The organism is Myxococcales bacterium (assembly GCA_016703425.1).
Taxonomy (GTDB): Bacteria; Myxococcota_A; Polyangia; order Polyangiales; family Polyangiaceae; genus JADJCA01.
Map to the genome: position 1 here is coordinate 93,720 of JADJCA010000023.1, position 13,143 is coordinate 106,862.

11 protein-coding genes and 3 pseudogenes are annotated in these 13,143 nt (G+C 67.5%); 3 read left to right on the plus strand and 11 right to left on the minus strand.

What is annotated here, in order from left to right:
• Positions 1-200: 200 nt before the first annotated feature.
• The 7 genes from IPG50_31935 to IPG50_31965 form a co-directional block, all read right to left on the minus strand.
• Positions 201-1,100 (minus strand): hypothetical protein, encoded by a 900-nt coding sequence (locus tag IPG50_31935; GenBank protein ID MBK6696769.1) that lies wholly within the window; start codon positions 1,098-1,100, stop codon positions 201-203.
• Between the two features lie 220 nt (positions 1,101-1,320).
• A complete protein-coding gene (locus tag IPG50_31940; protein MBK6696770.1) occupies positions 1,321-2,169 on the minus strand; it encodes a hypothetical protein in 849 nt (282 codons plus the stop codon).
• 796 nt (positions 2,170-2,965) lie between these two features.
• On the minus strand, positions 2,966-4,333 hold the full coding sequence (locus IPG50_31945) for a sigma-70 family RNA polymerase sigma factor (GenBank protein ID MBK6696771.1): 1,368 nt from the start codon (positions 4,331-4,333) through the stop codon (positions 2,966-2,968).
• Positions 4,273-4,608: a hypothetical protein gene (locus IPG50_31950; GenBank protein MBK6696772.1), complete on the minus strand. Its 336-nt coding sequence runs from the start codon at positions 4,606-4,608 to the stop codon at positions 4,273-4,275. Before IPG50_31950 ends, IPG50_31945 begins: the two co-directional genes overlap by 61 nt.
• Before the next feature lie 478 nt (positions 4,609-5,086).
• Complete coding sequence (locus IPG50_31955; protein MBK6696773.1) at positions 5,087-5,254, minus strand: hypothetical protein; 168 nt, start codon at positions 5,252-5,254, stop codon at positions 5,087-5,089.
• Positions 5,255-5,399: 145 nt separating this feature from the next.
• The gene (locus IPG50_31960; GenBank protein MBK6696774.1) at positions 5,400-5,600 is read right to left on the minus strand and encodes a hypothetical protein; all 201 of its coding nucleotides are present in this window, start codon (positions 5,598-5,600) and stop codon (positions 5,400-5,402) included.
• An 806-nt stretch (positions 5,601-6,406) separates the two neighbouring features.
• A complete protein-coding gene (locus IPG50_31965) occupies positions 6,407-6,961 on the minus strand; it encodes a helix-turn-helix transcriptional regulator (GenBank protein MBK6696775.1) in 555 nt (184 codons plus the stop codon).
• Between the two features lie 238 nt (positions 6,962-7,199).
• Here IPG50_31965 and IPG50_31970 point away from each other — a divergent pair.
• Together IPG50_31970 and IPG50_31975 are read left to right on the plus strand one after the other, a co-directional pair.
• Positions 7,200-7,898: pseudogene (locus tag IPG50_31970) on the plus strand (MBL fold metallo-hydrolase).
• A 12-nt stretch (positions 7,899-7,910) separates the two neighbouring features.
• Positions 7,911-8,388 (plus strand): annotated as a pseudogene (locus tag IPG50_31975) (MAPEG family protein).
• Between the two features lie 79 nt (positions 8,389-8,467).
• Here IPG50_31975 and IPG50_31980 read toward each other — a convergent pair.
• Positions 8,468-9,404 (minus strand): annotated as a pseudogene (locus IPG50_31980) (AraC family transcriptional regulator).
• Positions 9,405-9,478: 74 nt separating this feature from the next.
• Here IPG50_31980 and IPG50_31985 point away from each other — a divergent pair.
• A complete protein-coding gene (locus tag IPG50_31985) occupies positions 9,479-10,222 on the plus strand; it encodes an SDR family NAD(P)-dependent oxidoreductase (GenBank protein ID MBK6696776.1) in 744 nt (247 codons plus the stop codon).
• Positions 10,223-10,332: 110 nt separating this feature from the next.
• On the opposite strand, the gene IPG50_31990 is transcribed toward IPG50_31985, so the two are convergent.
• The 3 genes from IPG50_31990 to IPG50_32000 form a co-directional block, all read right to left on the minus strand.
• On the minus strand, positions 10,333-10,833 hold the full coding sequence (locus tag IPG50_31990) for an SRPBCC family protein (GenBank protein MBK6696777.1): 501 nt from the start codon (positions 10,831-10,833) through the stop codon (positions 10,333-10,335).
• Positions 10,830-11,201, minus strand: coding sequence for a helix-turn-helix transcriptional regulator (locus IPG50_31995; GenBank protein ID MBK6696778.1), 372 nt, complete (start codon positions 11,199-11,201; stop codon positions 10,830-10,832). Before IPG50_31995 ends, IPG50_31990 begins: the two co-directional genes overlap by 4 nt.
• A 498-nt stretch (positions 11,202-11,699) precedes the next feature.
• Positions 11,700-12,245 (minus strand): hypothetical protein, encoded by a 546-nt coding sequence (locus tag IPG50_32000; protein MBK6696779.1) that lies wholly within the window; start codon positions 12,243-12,245, stop codon positions 11,700-11,702.
• Between the last annotated feature and the right edge of the window lie 898 nt (positions 12,246-13,143).

Consider the following 13,143-nt stretch of genomic DNA (forward strand, 5'->3'; position numbering starts at 1 on the left):
GAAAGGCCCGCGATGAACTCCGCTTCGACCCGAGCCGTTTCGGCTTCAGGCGGTGCCGCTGTCTTCCAAGCCTTTGAAAGCCCAGCTCGACACTTCGGTGCTCGAGACGAAGCGCAAGAACGACGACCGCACCGAAGGCGATCTGGTCGCGCGCCTCGACCGCCTGATCGCGCGATCCGGCGGGCCGCTTCGCGGCGCCGTTAGGGATACGTAACGACGACGTTGTCGATGTAGAAGGACGTCGACTTGTCGGCCTCGAGTCCGAGATGCTCGATGAGGACGTTGTCGAACGTCGCGGGCGCGCCGCCCGGCGGCGGCCCCTTGGTGCGCAAGATGGATGCGACGCCGAGGTTGTCGATGAAGAGGTTGATCTCGCCTTGGGCGCCGCTTCCGTCGTAGCTGAGGCGGAAGTGGTGCCAGAAATCTTCACCGACGGCGGGGAAGGGTTCTCCCGACGTCCCCGTCGCGAGGAGCTCCCAGCCCCCCGAGCCCCGCTCGATGTCGATGAAGTAGTGTCCGCTCGGTCCGGTGCCTGTGCGCAGCGCGATGGTGAGAAAGAGCGTGTTGGTCGAAGGCGGCCCGTTTGGAAACGAGACGCGGGCGTCGAACTCGATGGCCATCTTGCTCTTGGTTCCGGCCGCGTTCACGACGGTGGAGAAGGCTGCCACGCCGTTCGCGCTGCCGCCGTCGCCGCTGATGAACCTGGCGAGCGCAGACTTCTTCTGCTTGGCGATGGTCGTCTCGAGCGTCATCGTTGCGCCGCCGGCCGTCGTTAGGTCGTTCCAGCCATCATCGACGGCCGTGGACTGCTCGAAGTCTGCGCAGAACGCGGCGCCGGCGGCCGCCGCGCTCTTGCAGAAGTCCTGCCCCCCGTCGTCGGATGGCCCGTCCGTCAAGCTGGCTCCACCATCCGATGGCCCCGAATCACTCCCGCTTGGAGGCGACATCCCGTCGGGGACCGAGCCTTCCGCGGTCGAAACGTCCCCGATCGAGGCGTCCGCTGCTGGCAATTGCGCGGGCGGATCGCTCGACGTGCACGCAACGGCAGCGGACGCGGCGGGAGCGAGTAGCGGAAGGATGAGCCAAAGGGAAGAACGCATCGGTCGACTCTAGCTGCTCCTTGGCGGCGCGGCAGCCGAACGAGGAACGTCGATGCGCTCGCGTAGGGGGGGCAGTCGACGTGACGCCGCATGCTTCGTCGATGATGCGCTCACCCTCTCGATGTTTCGCGTCGCGCGCATCGCGCGGCCGCTCCCACGTCAACGGTCGCATGCGGCGTCGCACTTTGCCGCGAACGAACGCTCCGCACTCGACGGCGGGTCACCACCACCAGTCGCCGAAGTCGCCGCTGTCGCCGTCGCTACCGGACCCAGGATCAGGGGTAGGCGTTCCGAAGGGATCGTACGAACCGCCGCCGGACCCCGGGTCGGGCGTTCCGAACGGATCGTACGAGCCGCCGCCCGAGCCGAGGTCGGGAAAGCTCGAGGGATCGGGGTTCGCGTTCGGATCGACGGGCGGGCCGAAGTCCAGATAGCTCGGATCGTCGATGGGCGGGGGAGCGCCCGGGTCGGTCCAACCCGTGTCGTAGGTCGCAGCACCGGCCGCGGGGCACTCCTCGGGGTACTCGGCGCAGTAGTCGTCCAATGTGTAGGGCGGCGGAGTGTTGTCGTCGACGAAGTCCGGGGTGCCGTCGCCGTCGTTGTCGTAACCGCTGCCGAATCCGCCCGGCAGGATTCCGCCGATGTCGAAGGGTTGGTGACCGCAGCCAAAGAGCTGGTAGCCGATGAGCGCCGTGGAGCACACGCTCGGCTTGGCCTTGTAGACGACAGCGATGCACGCGGCGCGCTCGATAGAGCTCCGGATGGCTCGGCAGCAGCGCGAGAGATCGCGGCACGCAAAGTTGGGGGGCGGAAGGCTCGGCCGGCCACCGTCGGGCTTGCGGAGTGAAGCGTCACTCCCGGCGTCGACGACGATGCGCGCCGCGTCCGGAACGGGCGCTGCGTAGAGCGTCGTTCCTCCGTCGTCGGAGCCGGAGGCGCTCGCCGCGGCACACGCGGCTTTCTTCTTCCCGCTGCAGCCGTCGTATTCGGGCTTCTCGATGGAAGGGGAACAGGCGACCAACGCAACGAGGGCGCTGGAGAGGAGCAAGGAAAGCACTCGATGGCGCATGCCGAGCCACGCTGCAGCAGTCGTGCCGCGCCGAGGCCCCTTGGGCGCGTGCAATCCACGTGTGGGCCCCTTGCACAACAAGCGTAACAGGGCCGAATTCGCGGCCGTCCCGCACCAGCGGAAGGGGGTGGTCGATCCAGGATGCGGGTCGAAATTTCACTGGACGCGACGGACTGGCTCCCTAGCGCGAACACTTCGCCGCGCTCTCGCTTCAAGAGGCCGACGACCGACGCTGCCGGTCAGCCGCCCCGGCCCCGGCGCGCCCCGGCCGGCCCCCCACTCCTCCCCCCGGCCCAGGGGGGGGAAAGAGCGGGCGGGACGGCGCCGCCGGCCCCCCGGGCGGGCCGCCGCCCGGGCCGCCCGGGGCCGCCCGGGCGGCAGCCCGGAGGGGGCCCGGCAAGCGGGGGGGGGGGCCCCGGCCCGGTGCCCCCATGAGCGGTCTCGGCTCGGCGTGAGCGCCCGTCAACGGCGAGGCAGCTGACCCCTTCACGGGATCGACACGCCGCATTCGTACCAGCGCGCCGTGTAGCGGTTGTGCGTCGGCCACGGCCCCAGAGTGAACGGCTGGCCATATCGGCCCCGGCTGTGGACGGGGACGGGCCCCGCGGAGTTGAAGCCACCGTGGCCGTGATCGCACGTGACGCACCCGCCAACCCAGGCACGCCCACGCTTCATGGCCACCACCGTGCGAGGTGCGTGCCTGATAGGAGGCCGCGAATTGTGCGGGATTTCAGCGCTCCGTCGAGCGGGGCGTGGCACGGCGGTGGCACACCACGGCGCAGACGGCAGACGGTGTTTACCGCGACCGGACGTCAGGGCCTGGGTCGTGGGCCTTCGCGCGCTCCAGGTAGCGCTCGAAGACCGCCCGCTCCGCGCGCGTCGGCGTGATCTCGAGCGCGGAGCACAGGTGGAAGACGGCGCCCTCGAAGTCCGAAGTCCGGCGCAAGAGCTCGCCCATCGTGGCGCGCCACAGGTAGTGGCCCGCGAGCCACGAAGGAGGACGTTCCTGCCGGAGCAGCGCGAGGCCGTGTTCAGGCCCGCGCCACTCGGCGAGGGCGATGGCACGCTGGAGAACGTAGTACGGCGAAGGCGAGAGCCGCTCGAGGAGCTCGTACAAGTCCACGATCTCGGCCCAACGGGTCTCCGCATACGACGGAGCCAAGCAGTGCTCGGCGAGGATCAGGGCCTCTCCGTGGTACGTGGAGAACTCCGATTCGCTCATCGCGCGCGCGATGCACTCGAGCGCGAGCGCGAACTGGTGCCGGTCCCAGAGACTTCGGTCCTGTTCGTGCAAGAGAAGAATGCCGCCGCCGCCGTCGAGGCGTGCGCCGAGTCGGCCGCGGTGAAAGTGCATGAGGGCGAGCAACGCCCAAGTGGATGGTCGCGCGAGCGCGTCGTGCGCGAGCAGCAGCTGGCAGAGGCGGATCGCGTCGTCGCAGAGCTCGGGGCGCAGCGGCTCGCTCTCCCGGCACGATGCGTAGCCTTCGTTGAACTGCAGATACAGGACCTGCTGCACGATGCCCAGGCGGCGCTCGAGATCGTCGCGCGCGAGCGGTGGGAGTCCGCCATCGCTCCACGCCTCGCGGAGGCAAAGCCGCCCACGTTCGACCATTTTTTGTACGTTCGCGTCGCTCGTGAACAGGCGCGTCGCGATCTCGCGCGTACTGAACCCGCACACGAGCTTCAGGCAGAGCACCAGCCGCGTTCGCTCCGGCAGCGCTTCATCTGCGCAGGCGAACAGGAGCGCGACCTCGTCGGCGACGTCGGGATCAGCGCTCGGACCTTCCGCGCCGGACACAGCCTCCAGCCGGTCGAGGTCGGCGTCGACCTCTCGCCCTAGCTTGCGCAGTCGGTCGATGACCTGGTGGGTGGCGACGCGGGTGAGCCAGGCGGCCGGGTTGTCGGGCAGCCCGCGACGCGCCCAAGTGCCGAGCGCGCGCTCGAGCGCGCTCTGCACCGCGTCTTCCACCAGCTCGATTCCGTGCGAGCCGTAGCGACGGCCTAGGGTCGCGATCAGTCGACCCGCCTCGTGGCGAAAGAATCCTTCTACGAGATCGTGGGCCGCACGAACCTCCGGCGGCCCACGATCGTTTCCCGGCGGCGTCAGAAGCCCATCATCTCGCGAATCTCGATCACGGCGTTTGGCATGAACACGATCGGACATTCGCGGGCCACTTCCAGAGCCTGCTCGTAGGTTTCCGCTTGAACGATCGAAAATCCACCGATGATTTCCTTGCCCTCGGTAAACGGACCGTCGGTCACCTTGCCGCCGGCGAGCAGCTTCCCGCCTGGCTTGAGGCCGTCGCCCATGTCGATCACGTGGGCCTTGAACTTCTCCTTCCACGCGCCCCATTGCTTGAACATCTCCTGCATTTCGGCGGGCGACGGCTGGCGCTCGGGACCGGGAGGATTGCGGTACAAGAACAAGTACTTGGTCATGATTTCTCCTTTGAGGTGACGTCGGCCGGGCGACGAGGCGTCCCCGTTCGACCCCCCACCGACGATCTCGGGCGGCCGATTCGGACAGAAAAAAAGAAGAAAGAGAAGATAGAACCGACGTTGACGATGCCGTCGCAGCGAGGCTGCGGGGAGGCCTTGGGAGCTGACCCACGCTTGTAGCGGTGAGGTCGGTCAGATTGCGCAGGCCATCTCGCACTGGGAGTTTGGTCAAGATCCGCCGCGCATGGTCATTCGCTGGGCTGGTAGCGAGGCGGACGCGATGTACGACGGGGTTGCGTCAAGGGCATCGGGGACGTCGAGAGCAGCGTGGGCGACTTCGGCCGCTACGACTTCGAGCTCGACTTCCGCGGCAACGATCCGTTTGGGGGCTTCGACGATGATGGCTTCGGTGGTGTGGCGGTGGCGGTACCGGTCTCAACTGCCTCGTCTGCGTGACATCGTCAAACGGCGTCCAGAGTCAGCGGCCCCGCTTGTAGTGCTCTTGGATGCGCGCTTGGGGCAGCACCTGGTCGTAGAACGCCAGCTCGTCGAGGTCCGCATCTGCATCCTTCCGATCAGCAGGGGTAACGATGGTTGCGCAAGCGTGCCCCGAGTCACCGAGAGGCGCGGCACGAGGGGGCCCCATCGTAGAGCTGGACGCTTGTCACCGCCGGGTATGACGAAATAGGTAGAGGACGCCGTTGACCCACGGAACAGGGGCCGCGGCAAACCCGCCGTCGGCGCCACCGGCGTAGGTGAAGACGACGTGAACGAAGGCATTTGTGCCAGCGTCAGGAGTGAGCTTTCCCGTGCCGAACGCCACGTATCCCTCGGCGCCGACGGCTTTCAGAGGTCACCGCGTCGGCGCTGTCCGGCGGATACCAGAGGTCGAAGCCGACGCCGTTCAGTTTGTCGCGGAGGGCGCAATCGTAACCGTTGAAGAACCCGGTTTGGGCCTTCGAGCGCCGGTCGAAGAGCAGCCCGGTGGTCATGGGGCGGATCCAAAACTCGACGCTGAAGGGCTTGCGGTCGAAGAGCTCTGATGGGGCTAGCAAAGGTCAGGTATCCCGGGTCCCGCGCGACCGCCTTGGCGACGGCACCGGCGACGAGCGAGACGGTGCCCGAAGTCTGCGACGCTTCTGTTTTGAAACCACGTCGACGAACGAATCGTCGAAGGGGAAATACGCGATCGGGTTGTCGGCAAGGGACGGTGGCGCGGTAGCTCGCATCGGTGGCGTCATCGGCGCGGTCTGCGTCGATCGCCGCGTCAGCAGCGCCTCCATCAGCGCCGCCGCCCGACGCCTCCTCGGCGCCCGCCTCGGGAGTGCTGGCGTCGCGCACTTCATCGGGAGACCTCGCTCCATCATCGCGGTCGCCAAAGTTGAGCAGCGCCCGACATGCGCTGGCGGCGCTCCCCGCGGCGAAGCGCGAGCATCATGGACCGCTTGTTCCGCACCCAAGAGCGCGAGGTTAGCAGCTCTCGCTTGTCATCAGAAGGTTGCGTGCCGCAACGCAGCGCTCGCCGAGGCAGAGGCCAGCGTCTCTATCCACGGGACGATGCACGTCGGCGACGCCTATCGCCACGGGTGGCAGCACAGGCGTGGCGACCGTGCGACGCCCCGAACTGTCTTTTCCCGCGTCGATGCGACGAACGGCGTCACGGAGGCTCCTTCCGAAGCCACCCACGTGTAGACGGTGTGGACGCGAAGGTCGGCGTGCTTCCGCTCAAGGAGCGGCCGCGGCCCCGAAGATCCGCGCGAGGCCCTCGATCAACTGTTCGTCCGAGTACAGCAGCGGATCACCGACGCTCTCGACGATCCCCTTCAGCGTGAGGGCGCCGATGGCCGCGATGTTGGCGAGGAAGGCCATGAGACGGGGCTCGACGTTCGCCCGGCCACGCCCGTGCTTCCAGTCTTCGGAGAGCCTCTTCGCGGCGCCGGCGTAGGTGAGGTCGTTGAGCGGGCGGAGCCGCGCGAACTGTTCGGCGCCGAGGCTCACGGAGCCCGGTCTCGCGACCTGACCGTGAAGGAACGCGAGGCGGAAGTCGTCCATGCGCGAGGCATAGATGTGCACCGTCTCGCGGACGATGGCGCGCAGGGCATCGCCGCCGCTCTTGGCCTCGAGGACCGCGTCGTGGACCGCGCGATTGGGCCTCGAGGACGCCGAAGATGATCTCGAAGAGGAGCGCGTCCTTCGACGGGTAGTAGTAGTAGAGCGCAGCCTTCGTCAGCCCGACCTCCTTGGCGACGGCGTCGAGCGTGGTGGCGGCGATGCCGTCGCGAAGGAGCACGCGCCGGGCGGCTTCGACGATCTCTTCGCGGGAGCGTTCCCTGCGCCGCTCACGCCGCGCGATGCGCGGCGGCACCTCGTCGGCATGAGCGGCCTTGCGGCGTTTCTTGGGGGGCGACTTGGTTGGCTTCTTCGGCGACGGCACGCGGCAATTCTATCCGCGTATCTACAAATTGACCATCGGTCGAATTATTGGACCATCGGTCACATTTTCGGTGCTATCGATCTTGAACGAGCCCGAGCGACATCGCTCGGCGCCCCGCCCAGAAGGAACAGAAGCCCATGAAAACGCTCACCCACGGATCGCCGACGGCATCTACCGGTTTTCCACGTGTGTCCCCGCCGCGGCGCCGGGCGGCTTCACCTTCAACCAGTTCCTCATCAAGGCCGACGAGCCGCTCCTCTTTCACACGGGGCCGCGGCGGATGTTCCCGCTCGTGTCGGAGGCCATTGCGCGCGTCGCTCCACTCTCGAGCCTCCGCTGGATCGCATTCGGTCACGTCGAGTCCGATGGTGCGGGGCGATGAATGAGCTGCTCGCGGTCGCAAGTCGCGCCGAGGTCGCGCACGGCGCTCTCGGTTTGCATGGTCTCGCTCGACGACCTCTGCGATCGGCCCCCGCGGAAGCTCGCAGACGGCGAGATCATCGATCTCGGCGGCAAGCGGGTGCGCCACATCGACACGCCTCACGTTCCGCACAACTGGGAGGCGCGGGTGCTGTTCGAGGAGACGACGAAAACGCTCTTCTGCGGCGATCTCTTCACCCACACGGGAGACGGCCCCCCGCTCACGACCGACGACATCGTCGGCCCCGCGCTCGCCGGGGAAGAGATCTTCGGCGCGACGGCCCTCTCGATCGTGACCGCGCCGACGATCCGCCGCCTGGCGACGCTCGAACCCCGGACGCTGGCGGTGATGCACGGCTCGTCCACGCAGACCCGCTGCACGGACGCGCTCTTGCGTCTCGCGGACGCCTACGAAGCGAAGCTCGGCCACGCCTGAGGGGGAGGATCCATGGACAGGCTAAGCCTACAGAACCCGCTCTTCGCCACTTACGCCGTCGCGGCGGCGATCATGGTGCTCAAAGCAGCGAGCATGTCGTGGTTGACGGTTGTTCGCATGATGCAGGCCAAGGTGGCTACCGAGCGCCCGAGGACATCAAGAAGACGCCGCTCAATCCCAACCCCGATCCGAAGCAGTTGGAGCCCAACGAGGCCGTCGAACGGACGCGCCGCATCCACCTGAACGATCTGGAGAACATTCCCTTCTTCCTCGCCGCGGGCTTCCTCTTCATCCTGACGGACCCGTCCTTGCTGCTCGCGCGCGCTCTTCTCTACGGCTACGTGGTGACGCGGCTTCTGCACTTCGCCGCCTACTTCACGGGGCAAGTCCACGACATGCGCGCCGCCCTCTGGACGCCGGGCTCGCTCATCATTTGTTCATGACCGGCCGGACGCTGCAGGTCGCGCTGGGGTTCTCCGGTCTCTACTAGCGCCGCGGTCGGTCGTGCCGGTGCTGTCACGCTTCCACGCTCCCGCGGAGGCCGATGCCGGAGGGGCTTCGCGGAGCCCTCAGGGGGCCTCATCGCGCGGTGAGTATCTGTCGTGTCGGCGCGCTCTCTCTTGCAAATCGACTCCCGGCGGCTGCCCTACGTGCCGGCTGAACGCGGTGCTGAACGTGCTCGCTGAGGCGTAACCGACCCGTTCGGCGACCTCGGCGAGCCCGAGGTCGTGGCGGCGCAAGAGATCCTTCGCGAGCGCCATGCGCCACGCGAGCAGATACTCCATCGGCGGCAGCCCCACGGTTCGCGTGAAGCGCTCAAAGAACGCCGAACGGGAGAGCGCCGCCGTCTTCGCAAGCTCGGCCATCGTCCACGGCCGCGCGACCTTGGCGTGCATCTGTCGCATCGCCGGCGCGAGTCGCGCGTCCGGCAGCCCGCGCAGCAGCCCCGGCGGCGTGTCGTCACCCGACGGCGATCGCAGCGCTTCGATGAGCAGCACCTCTACGAGACGCGTGAGCACGAGGTTGCGGCCTGATCTCCGTTCGAGCGACTCCTCACCAACGAGCCGCACGAGGAGCGAGAGCCGCGGGGCGCCGCGCACGTGCACCACCGCCGGCAGCAGCGACACCAGCAACGACGCGTCCGGCGAGTCGAAGTCGAAGTAGCCACCAAGGAGCCGGACGTCGGGGCGCCCACCGCGCGTGCCGTGGCGGACCTCACCCGCATGCTTGGCCATCATCTTCGGGTCGACGAGCTTGGGCTGCACCTGCTCGAAGCTCGACATGGTGAAGCCCGGAGTCGCTGGCAGCACTGAAGTCGCCGGCCTCGAGCGTGAGCGCCTGGTGCCCGTCGACGGCGAGGCGGCAGCTCCCTTCGAGAACGGCGCAGAAGCTCGGCTGGCCGAACTCCGAGTAGCGCACACCCCAAAGGCCCGCGCCGCTGATGCGCTTCGAGAAGACGGTGCGTGGCTGCAGCAGCGCGATGACTTCAGAGAGCGGATCGTTCATGTTTGGACGCTCGCAAAGGAAAAGTGGACTAGAAACGGTAGATAGTCCAGTGTGCGGACACTACCGTCAAGAGCATGAAAACAGCGCTCGTGACTGGTTGCTCCTCTGGGTATGGCCTCGAGACCGCCCGCCACTTCCACGCTCAGGGCTGGAACGTAATCGCCACGATGCGAACGCCCCGCGAGGGCATTCTGCCGCGGTCTGAGCGGCTGCGCGTGCTGGCGCTCGACGTGACGAAGCCCGAGAGCATCGCGGCCGCGCTCGACTCGGCGGGCCCCATTGACGTGCTCGTCAACAACGCTGGTATCGGCGTCGTCGGCGCCTTCGAGGCCACGCCCATGACCACCGTGCGCGAGGTGTTCGAGACAAACACCTTCGGCGTGATGGCGATGACGCAAGCGGTGCTGCCGGCGTTTCGCGCGCGTCAGTCGGGCGTGGTGGTGAACGTGACCTCGAGCGTGACGCTGGCGCGGATGCCGTTGGCAGCGGCGTACACTGCGAGCAAGGCGGCCATCGAAGGGTTCACGGGATCGCTCGCGTTCGAGCTCGAGGCCTTCAACATTCGCGCGAAGCTGGTCGAGCCGGGTTACGGCCCGACGACAAGCTTCACGAGCAACGGCGGACGGCGCATGGAAGGACTGATCCCAGACGCCTACCTGCCCTTTGCGAAGCCGATCTTCGAGGCCTTTGCGAAGACGACGTCGGTGACGAAGGAGTCCGACGTGGCCGAGGTCGTGTGGCGCGCTGCCAACGACACGACCGGGCAACTTCGATTCCCGGCGGGTGCCGACGCGCTGGCGCTCGCTCAGTCGCGATGATGGGCGGCGACGCTGGGACCTCCGGCCACGTTACGCTTGACGGCTCGTCGAGCGCGAAAGGCCCCGGTCGCTCCGGTGGGGGTTCGTTCTCATTTGCCGCAATCGACCCATCAGAATCGATGGGTCGAGGTACCGCGTTCGGTGAACATGCCGAGGACCTCGTGCAGCTGCTCGAACGTCTCGCCGGTGCCGCTCGTGCTGCCGGAGGCGATGGCTTCGTCGAGCGCTTCCTTCGAGGGATAGAGATCGTGCATGACGAGCAGCGTCCTGCCGTCGTTCTCCTCGAAGGTGATCGTGGTGACGGCGCCGCCGTCGCCGGCTTCCTCGTTCGTCCACGAGAGGCGTGCGGGCGGCGTCACCTCGAGGTACCGACCAAAAACTTCCATCGGCGGTGAGTCGCCGTGGCCGAACACCAAGCGGTACTTGCCGCCCACGCGCGCGTCCATGTCGCAAGCGAGGAGAACGATGGGGCACGACTTGGGCACCCACCATCGCTTGAAGAGCTCGGCCTTGGTCCAGGCGTCGAACACGATTCGCCGCGGCGCGTCGAAGGTCCGCGTGGCGACGAGCTCACGATCGGACTTTCGTTCCACCGTCGTGGGGTTCTTCATCGGCTCACTCTCGTTCTGTGCGTCCATTGATCTTCTCTCTCCTGCAGTTCCTCGAGAACGTTGTCCAAGTCGTCGAATCGTGCGGCCCACAGCTGACGGTATCTCTCCATCCACGCCATCTCGTCCGCCAGGTGGCGCGCGCCGAGCTTGCATGTCCGGATGCGTCCGACCTTCTCGGTGGTGACGAGGCCGGCCTGCTCCAAGACGCCGACGTGCTTCTTCATGCCCGTGAGGGTCATGTGGAACCTGTCGGCGAGGGCCGTGATCGACGCATCGCCACGGCCGAGCTGCTCCAGAACGCCGCGTCGCGTCGCGTCCGAGAGGGCGGCGAACGAGGCATCGAGGCGGGGACTCGAATACTGAACCATGCGGTTCAGTGAATAGCGCGACGATTCGCGGCGCGCAAGGGAGTGTCGCGCCGCAGATCCCGAAGTGTTCGAGGAGGTAGAGCTGGCACGAGCCGCACGCGCTCGACCGTGGTGTCGTCCCACGTGTTGCCCCGATCGCAGCGACTCGTAGATCACTGAAGGCCTCGAGGCACCGCAATTCGGGCAGTGGGTCTTTCGTCCGCCTCGAGCGGCGTGTCGGAGGAGGCGTAGGTTCTCCGGTGGCTGCGGCCCGGTGGGAGCGGCTGCTCTTCTCCCGCTCGCTCCGCTCGGGGGACCGACCGACGGCAAACTTCACGTGCGCCAGCGCCGCTGCAGCACGCTCGCGACGTTCGTGGTCGGCCGCACCCAGCTGGCGCGTCATGATGGGCAGGAACGAGACCCAAACGCGGTAGACGTCTGACCCCGCGCGCTCCGCCTCCGCTAGCGCGCGCCTTGCCTCGGAGAGCTCGGCATCCACGTCCGAGAGCAAGGAGTCTTCTAGGAGGCCCAAAGCGCCACGAAGGTTTCCGATGGGCCGCTGCTGCTCGTAGACAGCGCTGAGGCGGCGAAGATCGACGTGTTGGCCCCGTCGCTGCAGTGCATCGAGCCGCTCCACGTCGCGAACGGAGCGGTGGTGAGCCGCAGCCTTCGAGAGAGCTTGGCGGATCGGCGCGAGCGGATAGCCCGCGAGGCGGCGCGGTGCAGTGCCGCGCTGGCTGCTTGGACCGTTCGGCTATCGTCCAGCGTCGCGGCCAGCGCCACGAGCGCGGCGCTCGGGTCCCCACCGGCGCGGATCAAGGCATCGAGGGCGTGAAGGACGCTGATCTTCTCTGCGCGTTCGATCGTGTTCAAGGCGGATGCTAGGGTGCCATCAAGGCTCGCGGCCTCGCGCCCCGGGCGCGAGAGTGCCTCATCGACGCGCGCCTTCGTGTCGACGCCACCGACGGCGTCGAGATGAGCCAGCACCCTGCACACGTCGTGGGGGTCGACGTCAGGCCAGAGCTCGCGAAGTCGGTCGTAACGGAGCGTGCAAACCGTGGGCACGCTTGAGAATCACGCCACCGACGCGGGGCCGTCAACAGCGGGTCGCGTCGCCGAGCCGTTCGCGAGGTTAGCGCGGCCTACGGCATCTTGACCTGCCGTGGCGCTCGTCCCCGGCCGCGAGAAACGCCGCGTCCTATCGAACCTCGGCGTGTCCTTCCTCCGGCGACTGCACCAGACCATTCGCGATCGCGCCCTTAGCGACGATGAGGCAAAGATTCCCGATGCGCTGATCGTCGACGGGCTCTGGTCAGAGGATGAGCTTCGCCCGGCCGACGCTCTCGTGGCGGACGTTGCGTTTCTAGTCGGCGCGCTCCGAGATCCAAGCCAGCCGCATCGGGAGCAGAAGGCCGCCGCGTGCGCGCTCGCCACCGTGGCGCCGCACCTCGAGGCCGAGCCTCGACGCGAGGTTCGGGGGACGACGCACTTCTCGACGCCGTCGAGGGCCGCAACGACCCTCTTCGTACCCGCGCTCCACGCCTTGAGCCTCGTCTCTGCGTGCGTGATGGCGGTGATGTGGTGCGCGCGTCGAGGGCACGCTCCCTGGGCGACGAGGAGGTCCCTTCCATCCGCGGCCGCACGCTCCAGGGCGTTGTGGACGCGGAAGGGAGCACGCGAGGCGTTGCTCGTTCGCCTCTCACATCGACGCGAGGCGCGCCGGAGTTCGCCGCGTCGCGGCGTCGGGGCTCCAAATCATCTTGGCGGTGGCCTCGAGCTCAAACGGCTCCGCGGCGCTCGCCCTCTCCGGCGAGGCACCAACACCTCTGCGCGAGCAGTGCGTCGATACGCTTCGCGCGTTCACCGCCACGGCCGTGCCTTTCCTGGGCAGATCCTGTGCTGACGCCGCCCCTGGACCCTCAGCAAAGGAGCGCTGGTCCGGCGTGCGTTCGATGTCGCGATC